General features: G+C 66.5%; 17 protein-coding genes and 1 other RNA gene. 9 read left to right on the forward strand and 9 right to left on the reverse strand.

Annotated elements, in window-relative coordinates; all coding sequences use genetic code 11:
* Positions 1–34: 34 nt before the first annotated feature.
* From ruvB to CI41S_RS10930, 4 genes are all read right to left on the reverse strand, one after another.
* Positions 35–1,084: a Holliday junction branch migration DNA helicase RuvB gene (gene ruvB, locus CI41S_RS10910; protein ID WP_139480579.1), complete on the reverse strand. Its 1,050-nt coding sequence runs from the start codon at positions 1,082–1,084 to the stop codon at positions 35–37.
* Entirely contained in the window at positions 1,081–1,698 is a 618-nt protein-coding gene (gene ruvA / locus CI41S_RS10915; protein WP_139858962.1) for a Holliday junction branch migration protein RuvA, read from the reverse strand. The genes ruvB and ruvA overlap by 4 nt, the downstream gene beginning before the upstream one ends.
* A gap of 286 nt (positions 1,699–1,984) precedes the next feature.
* On the reverse strand, positions 1,985–2,512 hold the full coding sequence (ruvC, locus tag CI41S_RS10925; RefSeq protein ID WP_139858964.1) for a crossover junction endodeoxyribonuclease RuvC: 528 nt from the start codon (positions 2,510–2,512) through the stop codon (positions 1,985–1,987).
* A gap of 223 nt (positions 2,513–2,735) precedes the next feature.
* Positions 2,736–3,482 carry a YebC/PmpR family DNA-binding transcriptional regulator gene (locus tag CI41S_RS10930; RefSeq protein ID WP_139858965.1) on the reverse strand — a complete coding sequence of 249 codons (747 nt, stop codon included), beginning with the start codon at positions 3,480–3,482 and terminating at the stop codon, positions 2,736–2,738.
* 215 nt (positions 3,483–3,697) lie between these two features.
* Here CI41S_RS10930 and CI41S_RS10935 point away from each other — a divergent pair, with 215 nt between their 5' ends.
* Both CI41S_RS10935 and CI41S_RS10940 read left to right on the forward strand, forming a co-directional pair.
* On the forward strand, positions 3,698–5,455 hold the full coding sequence (locus CI41S_RS10935; RefSeq protein ID WP_139858966.1) for a methyl-accepting chemotaxis protein: 1,758 nt from the start codon (positions 3,698–3,700) through the stop codon (positions 5,453–5,455).
* 312 nt (positions 5,456–5,767) lie between these two features.
* Positions 5,768–7,192, forward strand: coding sequence for a methyl-accepting chemotaxis protein (locus CI41S_RS10940; protein ID WP_139858967.1), 1,425 nt, complete (start codon positions 5,768–5,770; stop codon positions 7,190–7,192).
* A 509-nt stretch (positions 7,193–7,701) separates the two neighbouring features.
* Here the strand turns inward: CI41S_RS10940 and CI41S_RS10945 are convergent.
* The 5 genes from CI41S_RS10945 to CI41S_RS10965 form a co-directional block, all read right to left on the reverse strand.
* Positions 7,702–8,526, reverse strand: a complete 825-nt coding sequence (locus tag CI41S_RS10945) for a TIGR00282 family metallophosphoesterase (RefSeq protein ID WP_139858968.1) — start codon at positions 8,524–8,526, stop codon at positions 7,702–7,704.
* Positions 8,527–8,528: 2 nt separating this feature from the next.
* The gene (locus CI41S_RS10950) at positions 8,529–9,107 is read right to left on the reverse strand and encodes a 5-formyltetrahydrofolate cyclo-ligase (protein WP_139480572.1); all 579 of its coding nucleotides are present in this window, start codon (positions 9,105–9,107) and stop codon (positions 8,529–8,531) included.
* Between the two features lie 257 nt (positions 9,108–9,364).
* A non-coding RNA gene (gene ssrS / locus CI41S_RS10955) (6S RNA) lies at positions 9,365–9,525 on the reverse strand.
* 252 nt (positions 9,526–9,777) lie between these two features.
* Positions 9,778–10,161 (reverse strand): cell division protein ZapA, encoded by a 384-nt coding sequence (locus tag CI41S_RS10960; protein WP_139480571.1) that lies wholly within the window; start codon positions 10,159–10,161, stop codon positions 9,778–9,780.
* Positions 10,158–10,475 (reverse strand): DUF4164 domain-containing protein, encoded by a 318-nt coding sequence (locus CI41S_RS10965; protein ID WP_139480570.1) that lies wholly within the window; start codon positions 10,473–10,475, stop codon positions 10,158–10,160. The genes CI41S_RS10960 and CI41S_RS10965 overlap by 4 nt, the downstream gene beginning before the upstream one ends.
* A gap of 327 nt (positions 10,476–10,802) precedes the next feature.
* Here CI41S_RS10965 and tkt point away from each other — a divergent pair, with 327 nt between their 5' ends.
* The 7 genes from tkt (at position 10,803) to CI41S_RS11000 (ending at position 19,533) form a co-directional block, all read left to right on the forward strand.
* Complete coding sequence (tkt, locus tag CI41S_RS10970; RefSeq protein ID WP_139858969.1) at positions 10,803–12,785, forward strand: transketolase; 1,983 nt, start codon at positions 10,803–10,805, stop codon at positions 12,783–12,785.
* Between the two features lie 161 nt (positions 12,786–12,946).
* The gene (gap, locus tag CI41S_RS10975; protein ID WP_139480568.1) at positions 12,947–13,954 is read left to right on the forward strand and encodes a type I glyceraldehyde-3-phosphate dehydrogenase; all 1,008 of its coding nucleotides are present in this window, start codon (positions 12,947–12,949) and stop codon (positions 13,952–13,954) included.
* 159 nt (positions 13,955–14,113) lie between these two features.
* Positions 14,114–15,310, forward strand: coding sequence for a phosphoglycerate kinase (locus CI41S_RS10980; protein WP_139858970.1), 1,197 nt, complete (start codon positions 14,114–14,116; stop codon positions 15,308–15,310).
* Between the two features lie 46 nt (positions 15,311–15,356).
* Positions 15,357–16,424: a class II fructose-bisphosphate aldolase gene (fba, locus tag CI41S_RS10985; RefSeq protein WP_139858971.1), complete on the forward strand. Its 1,068-nt coding sequence runs from the start codon at positions 15,357–15,359 to the stop codon at positions 16,422–16,424.
* Positions 16,425–16,697: 273 nt separating this feature from the next.
* A complete protein-coding gene (locus tag CI41S_RS10990) occupies positions 16,698–17,753 on the forward strand; it encodes a class I fructose-bisphosphate aldolase (protein WP_139858972.1) in 1,056 nt (351 codons plus the stop codon).
* Positions 17,754–18,443 (forward strand): thiamine phosphate synthase, encoded by a 690-nt coding sequence (locus CI41S_RS10995; protein WP_139858973.1) that lies wholly within the window; start codon positions 17,754–17,756, stop codon positions 18,441–18,443.
* Between the two features lie 7 nt (positions 18,444–18,450).
* A complete protein-coding gene (locus CI41S_RS11000; RefSeq protein WP_172627986.1) occupies positions 18,451–19,533 on the forward strand; it encodes a tetratricopeptide repeat protein in 1,083 nt (360 codons plus the stop codon).
* Positions 19,534–19,661: the final 128 nt, after the last annotated feature.

Here is a 19,661-nt window from a genome sequence, read left to right on the forward strand (position 1 = left end):
ACCAACACGACTGATCACGTCTTCGGGAGCGAGCTTAGTCGTCGTCGCCATTGCCGCCGAACAGACCGAACTGCGCGGGGTCGCGGTTCGGCTCGGCGAGGCCGAGATGGCGGAAGGCATGCGAGGTCAGCAGCCGCCCGCGCGGGGTGCGCTGCAGGTAGCCGCACTGGATCAGATAGGGCTCGATGATGTCCTCGATCGCATCGCGCGGCTCCGACAGCGCCGCGGCCATGGTCTCGACCCCGACCGGGCCGCCGCCGTAGTTGAGGGCGATCGTCGTGAGATAGCGGCGGTCCATCGCATCGAGGCCGGCGCTGTCGACCTCGAGCGCGCTGAGCGCGCGGTCGGCGATGCCGCGATCGACGGAGTCGGCGTCCGCCGCGGAGGCAAAGTCTCTGACCCGGCGCAGCAGGCGGCCGGCGATGCGCGGCGTGCCGCGGGCGCGGCGCGCGATCTCGTTGGCGCCGTCAGGGCTCATGCCGATGTTGAGCACGCGGGCGCCGCGGGTGACGATCTTTTCCAGCTCCTCCTCGGTGTAGAAGTTGAGCCGGATCGGAATGCCAAAACGGTCGCGCAGCGGATTGGTCAAGAGGCCCGCGCGCGTCGTGGCGCCGACCAGCGTGAACTTTGCCAGCTCGATCTTGACCGAGCGCGCCGCCGGGCCCTCGCCGATGATGAGGTCGAGCTGAAAATCCTCCATCGCGGGATAGAGCACCTCTTCCACCGCGGGACTGAGGCGATGGATTTCGTCGATGAACAGCACGTCGCGCTCTTCGAGATTGGTGAGCAGCGCCGCAAGATCGCCGGCCTTGGCGATGACAGGACCTGACGTCGCACGAAAGCCGACACCAAGCTCGCGCGCCACGATCTGCGCCAGCGTGGTCTTGCCGAGGCCGGGCGGACCGACGAACAGCACATGGTCGAGCGCCTCGCCGCGCTTCTTCGCCGCCTCGATGAAGATCGAGAGATTCTTGCGCGCCTGCGCCTGGCCGACGAACTCCGTCAGCGACTGCGGCCGCAGCGCAGTGTCGCCGACATCATCGGTGCGGCGTTCAGGCGTGACAATGCGGGAGGGCGTATTCACTTCGACAATTCCTTCAGGCCCAGCCGGATCAGGTGCGCGGTCTCCGCCTTCTCACCGGCGCTGCGCGCGGCGGCGGCGATCGCGGCGGCCGCCTGCGGCTGGCCGTAGCCGAGATTGACCAGCGCGGAGATCGCATCCGTGACCGGACGCGGCGCGCGGTTGTTGTCGAGCGCGCCGGACAGATGCACCACCGCAGGATCGACATTGGCAAAGCCCGGCGCCTTGTCCTTCAACTCGCTGACGATGCGCTCGGCGACCTTGGGACCGACGCCCGGCGTGCGCGCCACCGCCGCCTTGTCGCGCAGCGCGATCGCATTGGCGAGGTCGGTCGGCGGCAGCGTGCCGAGCACCGCAAGCGCGACCTTGGCGCCGACGCCCTGCACGGTCTGCAGCAGGCGAAACCATTCGCGCTCGTGATCGCTGCGGAAGCCGAACAGTTTGATCTGGTCCTCGCGGACATAGGTCTCGATCGACAGCACCGCCGCCTCGCCCGGCGACGGCAGCGCCTGCAGCGTGCGGCCGGCACAATGCACCTGATAGCCGACGCCGCCGACGTCGAGGATCACATAATCCTCGCCGTAGGAATCGATCAGGCCCTTCAGCTTGCCGATCATCGGGCCACTCCACATTGAGCGCCGACGCGGCGTTCGAATTTTTTGCAAACAGTGAGGGAGCCACCAGGGGAAGGGTTCCCTCCCCCCTTGCGGGGGAGGGTTAGGGAGAGGGGTACCGCTTGCTCGGTTGCCGAACGTGTTGCGCGAATCGCGTGACCTTCGTTGATGCGTCGTGGCAGATCAGCGGTCAGCGCCCGGGGCTTACCCCTCTCCCCGACCCTCCCCCGCAAGGGGGGAGGGAGCCTGACTGGCGTGCTCACCTCACGCGCTAAATCAACGCTATCGATCATAAGCTCGCCACCTTCAGCCGCAGCGCGGTACTTTGGCGGTGATGGGCGTGGGTGATGGCGACCGCGAGCGCGTCGGCGGCGTCGGCGGAGGGCGGCTCGGCTTTCGGCAGCAAAATCTTCAGCATCACCTGGATCTGGTTCTTCTCGGCATGGCCGGCGCCGACCACTGTCTTCTTGACCTGGTTCGGCGCGTATTCGGCGACAGAGATGCCGAACATTGCGGGCGCCAGCATGGCGACGCCGCGGGCCTGCCCGAGCTTCAAGGTGGCGACGCCGTCCTTGTTGACAAAAGTCTGCTCTACCGCGGCTTCCGCCGGCCGGTAGTCGCCGAGCACGGCGGCGAGCCCTTCATGGATCGCCAGCAGGCGGCTCGCCAGCGGCAGGTCGTCCGGCGGCTCGACCGAGCCGCAGGCGACATAGACCAGACGATTGCCCTCGGTCTCGATCACGCCCCAGCCGGTGCGGCGGAGGCCGGGGTCGATACCGATGATGCGGACGGGGGAGCGAATCGGCTGGGCTGTCATGGGGTAGTGATACCGCCTCTGCCTGCGAGAACGAAACACAAACGGAGCGTCATCCCCTGCCCCGCGTGTCATCGGTGCTCGTCATCCAGCCCTGCTCGTCATCCCCGCGAAAGCGGGGATCCAGTACGCCGCGGCTTCACCGATCAAACGCCGGTCTCTGGAATGCTGGATCGCCCGGTCGCGCCGGGCGATGACAGCGGAGTGTGGGGCGAGGACGCGACGCCTAGCCACCCATCTTGGCGACCAGCGCGTCGGAGATCTCGAAATTGGCGAACACGTTCTGCACGTCGTCGTGCTCGTTGAGCAAGTCCATCAGCTTCAGCAGCTTTTCGCCGGTCTCGTCGTCGACCGCGACGGTGTTTTGCGGCTTCCAAGTCAGCGCCGCCTTGCGCGGCTCGCCGAATTTCGCCTCCAGCGCCTTGGCCACCTCGCGAAAGGTGTCCTGCGAGGCATAGACCTCGTGGCCGGCCTCGCTGGAGACCACGTCGTCGGCGCCGGCCTCGATCGCGGCGTCCAGCATGGCGTCGTCGGAGGCAACGCTCTTGTCATATTCGATGATGCCGGTGCGGTCGAACATGAAGGCGACCGAGCCGGTTTCGCCGAGATTGCCGCCCGATTTGGTGAAGAAGGAGCGGATGTCGGAGGCGGCGCGGTTGCGGTTGTCGGTCAGCGCCTCGATGATGACGGCGACGCCGCCGGGGCCGTAGCCTTCGTAGCGGATCTCGTCATAGTTCTCGCCCTCATTGCCCGCGGCCTTCTTGATGGCGCGATCGATATTGTCCTTCGGCATGTTTTCCGCGCGGGCCGCAACCACCGCGGCGCGCAGCCGCGGATTCATCGCCGGGTCAGGAGTGCCGAGCTTGGCCGCGACGGTGATTTCGCGGGCCAGCTTGCCGAAAAGCTTCGACTTCTGGGCATCCTGCCGGCCCTTGCGGTGCATGATGTTCTTGAATTGGGAATGGCCGGCCATGCGTCGTCTCTTGGAATCGTAGGTCTGAACGGGATGGAAAACGCGGCCTTATAGGCCCGTGACCCGCCAAAATCAAAGCATCGGCGGGACGCTTTCCGTCCGGACCATCCTACCGCATGCCGGAATATGAGGCACCTGTTAACCATGACTTCATGCCCGGATGCGAGGATCGCGCGTCCCGCCCAACTCCCAAGAACAACCCCCAAGAGCCCCCCATGGCGTTCGGTTTGTTTCGAAAGCAGGTGCCGGAGCCGGTCGCGCCGGCCACCGAGGCCAAAGTTCTGGCTGCGGCCGCGCCTGACGCCCCTGCCTCTGCCGAAATCGATTCGGCCCGGGAAATCCTGGAACTGCTGGAACTCGAGCTCGGCGCGATGATCCGCCAGCTCGAGCGCGCGGCGGGCTCGGTGGCCGACGGCGCCGATGCGACGGCGGCGACGCTCGCGACCATCCGCGCCCGCACCGACGCCCTGACCGGCCGCACCAGCGACGCGCAGAGCACGGCGACCACCTTCTCGGAGGCCGCCGACCGCTTCACCCATTCCGCCGAGGACATCGGGGCGCAGGTGCGCAGCGCCTCCCGCCTCGCCGACGAGGCCGCGGCCGCGGCGCGCGAGGCCACCGCCAATGTCGACCGCCTGCGCGAATCGTCAGCTGCGATCGGCAACGTCGTCAATCTGATTGCGCAGATCGCGCGGCAGACCACGCTGCTCGCGCTCAACTCGACCATCGAGGCGGCGCGCGCCGGCGCCGCCGGCAAGGGCTTTGCGGTGGTCGCGACCGAGGTCAAGGCGCTCGCGGTGCAGACCCAGAGCGCCACTGAAGAGATCACCAAGAAGATCGAGGCGCTGCAGAAGGACGCCACCGGCTCGGCGGACGCCGTGCACCGCATCTCGCAGGCGATCGAGGCGATCCGCCCTGTATTCGAGAACGTCAACGGTGCGGTCGCCGAGCAGAACCAGATCACCGGCGCGATGGGGCAGAACGCCGCCTCCGCCTCCCACTTCATCGTCTCGGTCGGCACCAGCGCCGGCGAGATCGACAGCGCGACGCGCGAGGCCGAGACCCATGGCGACAGCGTCGCCAAGGCCGGCAAGGCGGTCACCGCCTTCGCCCAGAAGCTGAAAGCGCGCTGCGCGGTGCTGCTCCGGCAGAACGAGCGCGGCGATCCGCGCCAGAACGAGCGCCTGCCCTGCAATCTTCCGATCGAGATCAAGACCGCGCGCGGCGTCATCACAGCGCCGGTCTACGAGATCGCGATGGACGGCATTTTGATCGGCGGGCCGAACGCGGAAAACCTTCCGGCCAATGAGAGCCTGAGTGCAACGCTGCAGGACATCGGCGCCTGCAGCATCCGGATCGGCGAGCGCGCCAAGGCCGGCGCGCGTGCGCGCTTCGAGGCTACGACACCGGCGCTGCGCGAAAAGGTCGAGGACAAGATCTGGGCGATCCGCGAGGAGAACGCCGAGCTGATCACCCGCGCGATGGAGGCGGGTCACGCGCTGACCAAGCTGTTCGAGAACGGGCTTTCGAGCGGCGCGATCACCATCGCGGACATGTTCGACACCGACTATGTCGAAATCCCCGGCACCAATCCGGTGCAGTACCGCACCAAGATGCTGGACTGGGCGGACCGCGCGCTGCCCGAGCTGCTGGAAGCGTTCCTCGCCAAGGACAAGCGGATGGCGTTCTGCGCAACCGTCGACCAGAACGGCTATCTGCCGGTCCACAACCAGATCTACTCGCAGCCGCAGCGGCCGGGCGACGTCGCCTACAACACCGCCAACTGCCGCAACCGCCGCATCTTCAACGATCCCGCCGGCCTTGCCGCCGCGCGCAACCAGCGTGCCTATCTGGTCCAGACCTACGCGCGCGACATGGGCGGCGGCAACACCGTGATGATGCGCGAGATCGACGTACCGATCCGCGTCCGCGGCCGGCACTGGGGCGGGTTCCGCAGCGCCTACAAGCTTTGACGGTCCCAAAGCGCGGATGGAGCCAACGAGTTTACCGGCTCTTCTCCTTCCCCCTGAAAGGGGGAGGTCGGGATGGGGGTCAGCCACACGCACCGGCGCGTGTGGAGAGAGCGGATCCCCACCCGCTTTGCTCTGACGAGCAAAGCGACCTCCCCTTTTCAAGGGGAGGTTGAAAGCGCGTAGCCCCGATTTCGCTGCGCTGCATCCGGGCTACGCAGTGCACGCTCAGGCAAGACCGCGCGCGAATCACGCTTTAGGAATGGGAATGCAGCGGCGAGGCGATGGGCCGCGCTGACGGAGGAAGCTGGAAAAATGTCGGTGGTGCAGGTCGCAGTTCTGGACACTTCATCGAACCGGACGCTGGCCGAGCGGCTGGTCGACCAGCTCGCCGACCGGATCGGCGGCCTTGGGGTGGAGCTCGCCGACATCGCCGGCAACGTCCAGGAGGTCGCCAACCGCGTCGCCAGCCAGTCGGAGCGGTTCCACCATCTGCAGGAGACCGCCGAGACCATGGTCTCGGCCAATCACGACATCGCCAATGCCTCGCAGGCGGTGCAGTCGACCGCATCGGCCGCGGTCGGCCAAATCGCGGAGTCGCGCCACGCGGTCGAGACCGCGGTCAGCCATATCGCCGAGCTCGTCGCTGCGGTCGGCCGGATCGAGGCGCGGCTCGCTGCGGTCGGCTCGGCGCTGAGCCAGGTCGCAAAAGTCTCCGGCTCGATCGAGGCGATCGCCAAGCAGACCAATCTGCTGGCGCTGAACGCCACCATCGAGGCCGCGCGCGCCGGCACCGCCGGCCGCGGCTTTGCGGTGGTCGCGAGCGAGGTGAAGAGCCTCGCGGAGGCGACCCGCCAGGCCACGCATCAGATCTCCGACACCGTGCGCGATCTCGACGGCCAGATCGGCAGCCTGATCGGCGAGAGCAGCGATGCGTCGCTGCGCGCGAAAAGCGCCGGCGAAGGCGCGCAGCAGATCTCCGGCATCATCATGCGCGTGCAGGAGGGCTTCTCCTCGGTCGGCGCCGAGATCGGCAGCGTCGCGCGCGCCGCCACCTCCAATCTCGGCCATTGCGACACCGTGATCGCCGAGCTCAACGAGCTTGCCAAGGGCGTCGATCTGTCCTCGCGCGATCTCCGCAACGCCGATGCGCGGGTGGCGAAGCTGCTCGAGACATCCGAGAACCTGATCGCACTGATCGCCGACAGCGGCGTCGAAACCTCAGACGCGCCGCTGATCCGCGTCGTGGTCGACACCGCAAAACAGATTTCGGACGTGTTCGAGACCGCGATCGCGCGCGGCGAGATCACGATCGAGCAACTGATGGACGAGAACTATCGCGAGATCGCGGGCACCGATCCGAAGCAGTATCTGACCGATTACGTCGCCTTCACCGATCGCGTGCTGCCGGCGATCCAGGACCCGATCCAGAGGAGCGATCCGCGCATCGTGTTCTGCGTCGCCTGGGCCAAAGGCGGCTACCTGCCGACCCACAATCCGAACTACCGCCACCCGCAGGGACCGGACCCGGTCTGGAACAACGCCAATTGCCGCAACCGCCGCCTGTTCAACGACCGCGCGGTGAAGCAGGTCGCGGCGAATACAAAACCGTTCCTGCTGCAGACCTATCGCCGCGACATGGGCGGCGGCAACTTTGTCCTCATGAAGGACGTCTCGTCGCCGATCGTCGTCCGCGGCCGCCACTGGGGCGCGTTCCGGATGGGTTTTCGGCAGTCGTAGGAGACCCGTAGCCCGCGTGCGGTGAGCCGTTCAGCCAAAACCTGAAAAACAACCCCATGCAAAGTAGCCATGCGGGCAACTCAGCGGTATTATTCTACTATTCCGAAGCGGCTCGCCCCAGGCAGTCATGAAATCCGCGGCCCCGTCATTACGAGGAGCGACAGCGACGACTTGTCCGCCGAAGCCTTGGCGAAGGCGGAAGCAATCCATCGTTCCGCATATGCGTTGCGATGGATTGCTTCGCTTCGCTCGCAATGACGGGGGATGGAGCCGTAGCCCGTAGCCCGGATGCAGCGCAGCGCAATCCGGGGGCCTGCCAGCCGCGGGACCGGTCCCGGATTGCGCTTCGCTGCATCCGGGCTACGCGTCGCCTGCTTCTCCTTCCCCCTGCAAGGGGGAAGGTCGGGATGGGGGTCGGCCACAGGCACCGGCGCGTATGGAGAGAGCAGATCCCCACCCGCTTTGCTCTGGCGAGCAAAGCGACCTCCCTTTTCAAGGGGAGGTGAAGTCTACGTCCAGAACGCCGGCACGGCGGGCTCGAGGCGGCCGCCGGCGCGGACCGGGGCGATCTTCACGGCAAGTCCCGTCGCGTCGTCGGTCTCGACGGCAATGCCGCTCAAGGTCGCGACGCCTGCGGCGGGCTCGAAACGGCCGGAGGGAATGCCGGTGAGGAAGCGCTGCAGCGGCTCCTCCTTCTGCATGCCGATCACCGAATCATAGTCGCCGGTCATGCCGGCATCGCTCATATAGGCGGTGCCGCCTGATAGCACCTGGTGATCGGCGGTCGGCACATGGGTATGGGTGCCGACCACGAGGCTGACGCGGCCGTCGCAGAAGAAGCCGATGCCCTGCTTCTCGCTGGTGGCCTCGGCATGGAAATCGAGCACGATGGCATCGGCGCCTTCGCGCAACGGACAGGCCTCGAGCTCGCGCTCGATCGCCGCGAACGGATCGTTGGAGGACGGCTCCATGAACACGCGGCCGATCGCGTTGATGACCAGCGCGCGCTTGCCGTTCTTGGTGTCGATCAGCGCCGAGCCGCGGCCGGGCGAATGGCGCGGGAAATTCAACGGGCGGATCAGGCGCGGCGCGCGCTCGATGAAGACCAGCGCCTCCTTCTGATTCCAGGCATGGTTGCCGAGCGTGATCGCGTCGGCGCCGGCATCGAGCAGCTCCTGGTAGATCGCCTCGGTGATGCCGAAGCCGCCGGCGGAATTCTCGCCATTGACGATGACGAGATCGAGTGACCAGTCCCTGATCATGCCGGGAAGGTGGTCGGTGATGGCGGTGCGGCCGGTCTTGCCGACGACGTCACCAACGAAGAGGATTCGCAATGCTAGGCACTCCGGAAATCAAACGTCTTGCGCTCCGTTAGCACATAATCCAGCGCGACGTCGTGCGATAGCGCAGGGACCGCCTTGGTTTCCTGGGCCGCGAAGGCCAGCCCGGCCCCGATCACATGCTTGGTCTTGCGCAAATGCGCGAAGGTATAGTCGTAATAGCCGGCGCCGTAGCCGATCCGGTGACCGAGCCGGTCGAACGCCGCCAGCGGCACCAGCATGACGTCCGGATGCACCTCGGCGGCGGCCGGCGACGGCTCCGGGATGCCGAGCGGCCCGAGCATCAGGCGGTCGTGCGGCGCCCAGGTGCGGAAGGTCAGCGACTGGCCGCGGGCGTTGATGCAGGGCAGCGCCAGCCGCGCGCCCTTCTCGGCGAGCTTGAGCATCAGCGGCTTCGGATCGAGCTCGCTGCGGATCGGGGCGTAGCCCGAGACGATCATGCCCGGCGTGATCTCGAACGGCGTGCCGCGCTTGGCCAGCGCCTCCGCGGCGGCCGCGCGCTGCGCATCGCTCAACGCGTCGCGCTTGGCCAGCGCCAGCGCGCGAAGCTCGGCTTTCGATGGAGATGCATGCATGACCATCTTCCGCTGTCATCGTCCGCTCGCGGCGGACGCAGAAATTCCAGAGACGCTAGCAGTCCAACGGCCAAGCCGCGGCGTACTGGAGACCCCGCATGCGCGGGGCGACACTGCACCACAATCGAACGCCCCAGCGCGACGACAAGGCAACAGTCGAATTCAGGGCCTGATCCGGAAAACGCAAAGCGGCCTTTCCCGGCAAGATCATGCTCATCAACAACCCAAAAGCGCGATGAACCCATCGCGCTTTTGAGTGCGAAGCCGCAGAGGCCGTTGGAGCGCTCGATCCCGGAGTTCCCTACGAAAGTAGGTGGGCACCATATGTCCGGGTCCACGGACCCGGCCAGGGACAGTTCCCTAAAGGATCGATAAGGCCCCGGGGATATATGGCTCCTGACGCGCAACGCAGCTTCGCTGGGCCTAATGTAGCGACGAAGCGGTTGTTCCGCCAGCGGCAAGGAAGACGCAGTCCACGTGATGTTCTTCACCCTCCCCTGCAGGGGGGAGGGTCGCATCGCATCGCGCGAAGCAAGATGCGATACGGGGCGGGGTGAAAGTCTCTCCACTCGAACGGTGCCCGTGTTGAGAGATCACCCCACCCCGCCTCACATTCGCTTCGCTCATTGTGAGCCGACCCTCCCCCCTCCAGGGGAGGGTGAAGAAGGAATCACCCGATCGCGATGCCGCCGCCGATGGTGCGGTTGAGCACTTGGGTGGTGCGCTCGATCCGCTCCGCGGCGGCGTTGAGCGCGTTGGAGACGGCGGCCTGGGTGGCGCGGGCGCGGTCGACGGCGGCACTGCGGGCGTTGCGCAACTGCTCGATCTCTTCCTCGAGGCTGCGGATGCGCGCAGCCGAATCGACCACTTCGTCGCAGGCGGTGAGCGCCGCCATCACTGTCAGCCGCGCATCGCCGATCTCGCCGAATTTTCCGCGCAGCGATTCGATGCGCTGCTCGAGGTTTTCCGCGAGCTTGAGCAGCCGCACCTCCTGGCCCTCCTCGCAGGCCATCCGGTACTGCCGGCCGTTGATGGTGACGTTGATGTGGCTCATTTGGCCTCTCCGCCGAGCACGGCGCGAATCGTGCCGATCGCCGCGTCGAGCTTTTCCGCGATCTCGCGATTGGTGCGCTCGAGCTTGCGCGTCTTCACCAGCGAGCCGTCGAGCTCGTCGGCGAGCCGGGATCTGTCGGCGCCGAGTGCCTGAATCCGGCTTGCCAACTCGTTCTCGTCACGGTCGGCCTCGCGGCGCCGCTCCACCGAGCTTTCCAGCGCATCGAGCGCCGACATGAGCCGCTTGGTCGCGGCATCGATATCAGCAAGCGGTGCCTCGGTATTGCCAGACCCGTTGGCGAGACGATCACTCATGACACGCGGCGCGGACCCCTTTCCGGTAGCCTGCTTGAAGGATCAAGCCTGCCGCACGGCAAAACCGGCGTTTCGGCAAGCGCTTACGCCACGAAATTTACGTGGCAAGCGAGCAATGCGCAACGCCGGCGCAGAACTATGCACCGAACAATGAAATAGGCCCATTTCGAGCAACTTTTCCCCGTTTTGGGGCGTTTCATCGCCTTGGACTTGCGGAATTGAGGTGCTAATCCACCCCCCAACCCGTAAGGCCATCCACGCGCGCGTCGCGGCTGCCCGCCCCGATGCGTCCCGCAACAGCTCCTCATTCCAGGCGGACTCTTCATCATGACGCAGGTCGATCACACCCGTATGGCCAATGCGATCCGTGGCCTTGCCATGGACGCCGTCGAAAAGGCGAAATCCGGCCATCCCGGCCTGCCGATGGGCGCCGCCGACATCGCGACCGTGCTGTTCACCCAATTTCTGAAATTCGACGCCGCCGATCCGGCCTGGCCCGACCGCGACCGCTTCGTGCTGTCCGCCGGCCACGGCTCGATGCTGCTCTATTCGCTGCTGTACTTGACCGGCAACAAGGAGATGACGCTCGACCAGCTCAAGCATTTCCGCCAGCTCGGATCGCTGACGCCGGGACATCCGGAGAATTTCCACACCAAAGGCATCGAGACCACCACCGGCCCGCTCGGCCAGGGCATTGCGACCGCGGTCGGCATGGCGCTCGCCGAGAAGATGCTCGCCGCCGAATTCGGCAAGAAGATCGTCAACCACCACACCTATGTGCTCGCCTCCGACGGCGACCTGATGGAAGGCATCTCGCAGGAAGCGATCGCGCTCGCCGGTCACTGGCGGCTCAACAAGATGATCGTGCTGTACGACAGCAACGGCATCTCGATCGACGGCCCGACCTCGCTCTCCGATTCCGTCGACCAGGTGAAGCGCTTCAAGTCCGCGGGCTGGGCCGCCGAATTGATCGACGGCCAGGACCAACAGGCGATCGCCGCCGCGATCACCCGCGCGCAGAAATCCAACAAGCCGAGCATGATCGCCTGCAAGACCACGATCGGCTACGGCGCGCCGCATAAGGCCGGCACCGCCAAGGCGCATGGCGAGGCGCTCGGCGAAGAGGAATTGAAAGCCGCGAAGGAAAAGCTCGGCATCTCGCTCGAGCCGTTCTCGGTGCCCGACGACGTGCTGAAGGCATGGCGCGAGGCGGGGGCCCGTGGCGCCGCCGCGCACAAGGAATGGGACGAGCAGTTCAACCAGCTCGGCAGCCGCAAGCGCGCCGAGTTCGAGCGCCGCATTCGCCACGAGCGTCCGCAGTCGCTGGCCAAGGCGCTGCGCGCGCACAAGAAGTCGCTGCTGGAAAATCCGCTCAACGTCGCGACCCGCAAATCGTCGGAAGCCGCGATCGAGGTGATCGCAGCCGCGATGCCGATGGAGTTCGTCGCCGGCTCCGCCGACCTCACCGGCTCCAACAACAACAAGGCGAAGTCGGCGGTGGCATTCGCCGCCAAGGCGCCGAAGGGCCGCTTCATCCATTACGGCATCCGCGAGCACGGCATGGCGGCGTGCCTCAACGGCATCTTCCTGCACGGCGGCTTCGCACCGAACGGCGCGACCTTCCTGGTCTTCACCGACTATGCCCGCGGCGCGATCCGGCTGTCGGCGCTGATGGGCACAGGCGTGGTCTATGTCATGACCCACGACTCGATCGGCCTCGGCGAGGACGGCCCGACGCATCAGCCGGTCGAGCATCTCTCCGCACTGCGCGCGATGCCCAACATGCGCGTGTTCCGGCCCTGCGACGCGGTCGAGACCGCCGAGTGCTGGGAACTCGCGCTCAACCGCATCGACGGCCCGACGGTGCTGGCGCTCACCCGCCAGAACCTGCCGCAGCTCCGCACCACCGCGCCGAACGACAACCCCTGCAGCCACGGCGCCTATGAGCTGGTCGCGGCGCAGGGCGACGCAAAAGTGTCATTGTTCGCCTCCGGTTCCGAGGTTCAGATCGCGGTCGAGGCGCAGAAGCAGCTCGCCGAGCGCGGCATCGCGACGCGCGTGGTGTCGGTGCCCGCGCTGGAATTGCTGCTTTCGCAGCCCGCCGAGCGGCAAAACGCCATTATTGGCAATGCTCCGGTCAAGATCGCGATCGAGGCCGCGGTACGCTGGGGCTGGGATGCCGTGATCGGCCATGATGGCGAATTCATCGGCATGCATGGCTTTGGCGCCAGCGCCCCGGTGAAGGACCTTTTCAAGCACTTCGGCATTACTGCCGAGGCCGTGGTCAACGCTGCGCTGAAGCGCGTCTGACGCTGGCCAGACACCCGTCGGAAGGTTGAGCTTGTCGCAAAAAAGGATTACCAAGGCTCCATCTTTTCCGTCCGCGCCCGGCCGAACCGGGCGTTCCGCCGCAAAACCCTCGTGGGATACTTCCCACGGGGTTGGCAGCAGCTTTTAAAGGAGAGACGAGCATGGCAATCCGCGTCGCGATCAACGGGTTTGGCCGCATCGGCCGCAACATTCTGCGCGCCATCGCAGAGTCCGGCCGCAAGGATGTCGAAGTGGTCGGCATCAACGACCTCGGCCCGGTCGAGACCAACGCGCACCTGTTGCGCTACGACTCCGTGCACGGCCGCTTCCCCGGCACCGTGACCGTCGACGGTGACTCGATCGACCTCGGCACCGGCAAGATCAAGGTTTCGGCCGAGCGCGATCCCTCCAAGCTGCCGTGGAAGGCGCTCGGCGTCGACATCGCGCTGGAATGCACCGGCATCTTCACCGCCAAGGAGAAGGCGGCCGCCCATCTCGCCGCCGGCGCCAAGCGCGTGCTGGTCTCCGCCCCCGCCGACGGCGCCGACGCCACCATCGTCTACGGCGTCAACCACGACACGCTGAACAAGGACCAGCTGGTGGTCTCCAACGGCTCCTGCACCACCAACTGCCTCGCGCCGGTTGCCAAGGTGTTGAACGAAACGGTCGGCATCGAGACCGGCTTCATGACCACGATCCACGCCTATACCGGCGACCAGCCGACGCTCGACACGCTGCACAAGGACCTCTATCGCGGCCGCGCGGCGGCGATGTCGATGATCCCGACCTCGACCGGCGCGGCGAAGGCGATCGGCCTCGTGCTGCCGGAGCTGAAGGGCAAGCTCGACGGCGTCTCGATCCGCGTGCCGACCCCGAACGTCTCGGTGATCGATCTGAAGATCGTCGCCAAGCGCGCCACCGACGCCAAGGAAATCAACGAGGCGATGAAGCGCGCCTCCGAGCAGCAGCTCAAGGGTATTTTGGGCTTCACCACCGCGCCGAACGTCTCGATCGACTTCAATCACGATCCGCACTCGGCCACCTTCCACATGGATCAGACCAAGGTGCAGAACGGCACGCTGGTGCGCGTGATGGCCTGGTACGACAATGAATGGGGCTTCTCGAACCGCATGGCCGACACCGCCGTCGCGATCGGCAAGCTGCTGTAAGTCGAACGCTCCGTCATGCCCGGCCTTGTGCCGGGCATTTCGTTCTTGCTCCTCCGTCATTCCGGGATGGTGCGTCAGCACCAGACCCGGAATCTCGAGATTCCGGGTTCAATGCTCCGCATCGCCCCGGAATGACCGTCCAGAGTTCGAGTTGACCCCATGACAAAATCATTCCGTACCCTCGATGACGTCGACGTGAAGGGCAAGCGCGTGCTGCTGCGCGTCGACCTCAACGTCCCCATGGAAGGCGGCCGCGTCACCGACGCCACACGGCTCGAGCGCGTCGCGCCCACCATCACCGAAATCTCCGATAAGGGCGGCAAGGTGATCTTGCTCGCCCATTTCGGCCGGCCCAAGGGCCGCGACGCCAAGGACTCGCTGAAGCCGGTCGCCGCGGAGCTCGCCAAGGTGATCAAGCGCCCGGTCGGGTTCGCCGACGACTGCATCGGCGAGGTCGCCGCCAAGGCGGTCGGCGCCATGAAGGACGGCGACATCCACTGCCTGGAAAACACCCGCTTCCACAAGGAAGAGGAAAAGAACGACGCCGGCTTCGTCGCGGAGCTGGCAAAGCTCGGCGACATCTGGGTCAATGACGCGTTCTCCGCCGCGCACCGCGCCCACGCCACCACCGAGGGCCTCGGCCACAAGCTGCCGGCCTATGCCGGCCGCACCATGCAGGCCGAGCTCGACGCGCTCGGCAAGGCGCTGGATGCGCCGACCAAGCCCGTGATCGCGATCGTCGGCGGCGCCAAGGTGTCGACCAAGATCGAGCTTTTGGAAAACCTGGTGAGCAAGGTCGATGCGCTGGTGATCGGCGGCGGTATGGCCAACACCTTCCTGCACGCGCAGGGCGTCGCGGTCGGCAAGTCGCTGGCCGAGAAGGATCTAGCGGCGACCGCGCTGCGCATCCTCGACAAGGCCAATGCCGCCAATTGCGCGATCATCCTGCCGGTCGACGCGGTCGTCGCCAGCCAGTTCGCCGCCAACGCGCCGTCGCACGCCTACGGCCTCGACGCGATTCCCACCGACGGCATGATCCTCGACGTCGGCCCGCAATCGATCGCGCGCATCCATGCCGCGATCGACGACGCGGCGACGCTGGTGTGGAACGGGCCGCTCGGCGCCTTCGAGCTGACGCCGTTCGACCGCGGCACGGTGGTGTCGGCCAAGCACGCCGCCCAGCGCACCAAATCGAAGAAGCTGATCTCGGTCGCCGGCGGCGGCGATACCGTCGCGGCGCTGAACCAGGCCGGCGTCGGCGGCGATTTCACCTACGTCTCGACCGCGGGCGGCGCGTTTCTTGAATGGATGGAAGGCAAGCCGCTGCCCGGCGTCGAAGTGTTGAAACACGGCTGATCCGGATCAGAACCGCGCAAGTGCATCAAATACAGGGAGAATTGGAATGGCTCGCATTACGTTGCGGCAACTGCTCGATCACGCGGCCGAGCACGAGTACGGCGTACCTGCCTTCAACATCAACAACATGGAGCAGGCGCTGTCGATCATGGCGGCGGCCTCCGAGGTCGACGCCCCCGTCATCATCCAGGCCTCGCGCGGCGCGCGCTCCTACGCCAACGACGTCATGCTCAAGCACATGATGGACGCGGTCACCGAGATCTACCCGCAGATCCCGGTCTGCGTGCATCTCGACCACGGCAACGAGCCCGCGACCTGCATGACCGCGATCCAGGCCGGCTTCACCTCGGTGATGATGGACGGCTCGCTGAAGGCCGACGGCAAGACCCCCGGCGACTGGGACTACAATGTCGGCGTCACCAGGACCGTGACCACCATGGCGCATCTCGGCGGCATCTCGGTGGAGGGCGAGCTCGGCGTGCTCGGCTCGCTGGAGACCGGCATGGGCGACAAGGAGGACGGCCACGGCGCCGAGGGCAAGCTGTCGCACGACCAGCTGCTGACCAATCCCGACGAGGCCGTGAAGTTCGTCAAGGAGACCAAGGTCGACGCGCTGGCAATCGCGATGGGCACCTCGCACGGCGCCTACAAGTTCACCCGCAAGCCCGACGGCGACATCCTCGCCATGAACGTGATCGAGGAGATCCACCGCAAGCTGCCCAACATGCATCTGGTGATGCACGGCTCCTCGTCGGTGCCGCAGGACCTGCAGGACATCATCAACGCCAACGGCGGCAAGATGAAGCCGACCTGGGGCGTGCCGGTCGCCGAGATCCAGCGCGGCATCAAGAACGGCGTGCGCAAGATCAACATCGACACCGACAACCGGATGGCGATGACCGGCCAGATCCGGAAAGTTCTGAAGGACAACCCGGAAGAGTTCGATCCGCGCAAGTATTTGAAGCCGGCGATGGAAGCGATGACCAAGCTCTGCAAGCAGCGCCTGCAGGAGTTCAACACCGCGGGCCAGGCCAGCAAGATCAAGAAGGTGCTGACCACCGCCGAGATGGCCAAGCGCTACGCCGCCGGCGAGCTCAATCCGAAGATTGCGTGACCGGCACGCCCTATCCCCTCCCTCGCCCCGCTCTTGCGGGGAGAGGGTTGGGGTGAGGGGCTGCCTCAGCATTCACGCTGTCAGACGGACTCGCGGAAGGCCCCCCTCACCCGGATCGCATCTAGCGCTGCGATCCGACCTCTCCCCGCAGGCGGGCGAGGTGAACCGAGCCGAATCCGCTTCCGATTCCGGCCGCGACCAACGTTTTCTAGGCAATTGCCCGAGAACCGCCTATTTTGGTTTGCAAAGGCAATTCGCTCTGGAGGACGCCAAATGAACCTCGCTGACCTCAACAAAGTTGCGCTTGCCATGGTCGCCCCCGGCAAGGGCATCCTCGCTGCCGATGAATCTTCCGGCACGATCAAGAAGCGGTTCGACGCCATCAAGGTCGAATCGACCGAGGACAACCGCCGCGACTATCGCGAGATGCTGTTCCGCTCCCAGGACGCGATGAGCAAGTACATCTCCGGCGTCATCCTCTATGACGAGACGATCTGGCAGAACGCGAAGGACGGCACGCCGCTGGTCAAGCTGATCGAACAGGCCGGCAGCATTCCCGGCATCAAGGTCGACGAGGGCACCCAGCCCCTGCCCGGCTGCCCCGGCGAGCTCGTCACCGTCGGCCTCGACAAGCTCGCCGAGCGACTGAAGAAATATTACGAGCGCGGCGCGCGCTTCGCGAAGTGGCGCGCGGTGATCGACATCGGCTCGGGCGGCGGCGGCAGCGGCACTGGCGGCCGGGGCATCCCCACCATGACCGCGATCCGCGTCAACGCGCATGCGCTGGCGCGCTATGCCGCGCTGTGCCAGGCCGCGCAGATCGTGCCGATCGTCGAGCCGGAAGTGCTGATGGACGGCGATCACGACATCGACCGCTGTTACGAGGTGACGCAGCGCGTGCTGAACCGCACCTTCCAGGAATTGCGGGTGCAGCGCGTCGCCCTCGAAGGCATGATCCTGAAGCCGAACATGGCCATATCGGGCAAGAAGTGCCCGAAGCAGGCCTCGGTGCAGGAAGTCGCCGAGAAGACGGTGCGCCTGCTCAAGAGCTGCGTGCCGGCGGCGGTGCCCGGCATCGCCTTCCTCTCCGGCGGCCAGAGCGACGAGGAGGCGACCGCGCATCTCGACGCCATGAACAAGATCGGCAATCTGCCCTGGGGCCTCACCTTCTCCTACGGCCGCGCCCTGCAGGCCGCGCCGCAGAAGGCGTGGTCCGGCAAGGCCGAGAACGTGCCGGCGGGCCAGCGCGCCTTCTCGCATCGCGCCAGGATGAACGGCCTTGCGAGCACCGGCAAATGGGACGCCGGCCTGGAACAACAGGCGGCATAGTTGGCGACAAAACCCGTTCCGCCGCGGCCGGCGCCGCGGCTCTATCTGGCGACGCCAGAGGTCGCGGAGCCGGCCGAGCTTGTGGCCGCGCTGCCGGAGCTGCTGGCCGCGGCCGATGTCGCCGCGGTGCTGGTACGGCTGGTCGAGACCGACCAGCGCACCATGATCACCCGCATCAAGGCGCTGGCGCCTGCGATCCAGAACGCGGGCGCGGCGCTGCTGGTCGATGGCCATCCCGACATCGTCGCGCGCGGCGGCGCCGATGGCGCGCATCTGACCGGCCTTGCGGCCATGGAAGACGCCACGCCGTCGCTGAAGCCGGACCGCATCGTCGGCGTCGGCGGGCTTGCGACCCGCCACGATTCGATGGCGGCGGGCGAAGCCGGCGCCGACTATGTGCTGTTCGGCGAGCCGGACGCAAAAGGACAGCGGCCGTCGAGCGAGGCGATCGCCGAGCGGCTGCAATGGTGGGACGAATTGTTCGAGCCGCCTTGCGTCGGCTTTGCCACCTCGCGCGCGGAGGCCGAGGAATTTGCGGCCGCCGGTGCGGATTTCGTGCTGGTCGGCGACTTCATCTGGGCCGATCCGCGCGGCCCGAAGACGGCCTTGATCGAGATCGGCGAAGCGATCGCGCAGGCGCACGCCACGACATTCGGAAAGGCCAAGGCCCAAGGAGAGGCTGAGGGATGACGCCGGAATGAAGTGCCTGCGTCCGATAGGTGTTGCGCTCGGCTGCACGATGCTGGCGAGCGGCGCGATGGCGCAGCTCTCGATCACGCCTCCGGCCCAGACGCCGCCCGCGAAGAAGGAGGCGCCGAAGGAGACCAAGCCGAAGGTCCATGCGCCGGTCGTCAAGAAGCCCGCGCCGAAACCGGCCGCCACCGCAACGCCGACCCCGACGCCCTCGCCCACGCCGACCCAGGCCGCCGCTGACGATCCCAATGTCGACCTCGTGTTCGGCGCCTATCAGCGCGGCATGTACAAGACCGCGTTCGACCTCGCGACCGCGCGGGCGCAGAGCAACAACGATCCCAAGGCGATGACGATGCTGGGTGAGCTCTATGCCAACGGGCTCGGCGTCAAGCGCGACTACGTCAAGGCCGACGACTGGTACAAGCGCGCCGCCGACGCCGGCGACCGCGAGGCGATGTTCGCGCTGGCGATGATGAAGATCGCCGGCCGCGGCGGCCCGGTGGACAAGGATGCCGCGGTCAAGCTGTTGGCGTCGTCGGCCAAGCTCGGCGAGCCCAAGGCGGCCTATAACCTCGCGCTGCTCTATCTCGACGGCCAGACCCTGCCGCAGGACCTCCGCCGCTCCGCCGAGCTGCTGCGGATGGCGGCGGATGCCGGCAACCCCGAGGCGCAATACGCGCTGGCGACGTTCTACAAGGAAGGCACCGGGGTGCCGAAGGACCTCGAAAAGGCGGTGCGGCTGCTGCAGGCGGCCTCGCTGGCCGACAATGTCGACGCCGAGGTCGAATATGCCATCGCGCTGTACAACGGCAGCGGCACGCCGCGAAACGTGCCGGCGGCGATTGCGCTGCTGCGCAAGGCGGCCCGGCAGAACAGTCCGATCGCGCAGAACCGCCTCGCCCGCGTGCTGGCGACCGGCGCCGGCGCGGCGGTCGACAAGGTCGAGGCGCTGAAATGGCACACCGTCGCCAAGACCGCCGGCAAGGGCGATCCCGACCTCGACGACATCCTCGCCGACATGCCCCCCGCGGACCGCGCCAAGGCGGAGGCCGCGGCGCGAAAATGGATCGGAAACAACGTCAAATGACGCCTTGACGGCGCCACTTCCAGAGGGCACCCAGTCCGGCAAATCCAAGGCAGTTCCCCTCCCACCCCGTCATCCTGAGGTGCGAGCGGAGCGAGCCTCGAAGGATGCACGGCCCGGCTGGTGGCCGT

The organism is Bradyrhizobium ivorense (genome assembly GCF_900696085.1).
Classification (GTDB): Bacteria; Pseudomonadota; Alphaproteobacteria; order Rhizobiales; family Xanthobacteraceae; genus Bradyrhizobium; species Bradyrhizobium ivorense.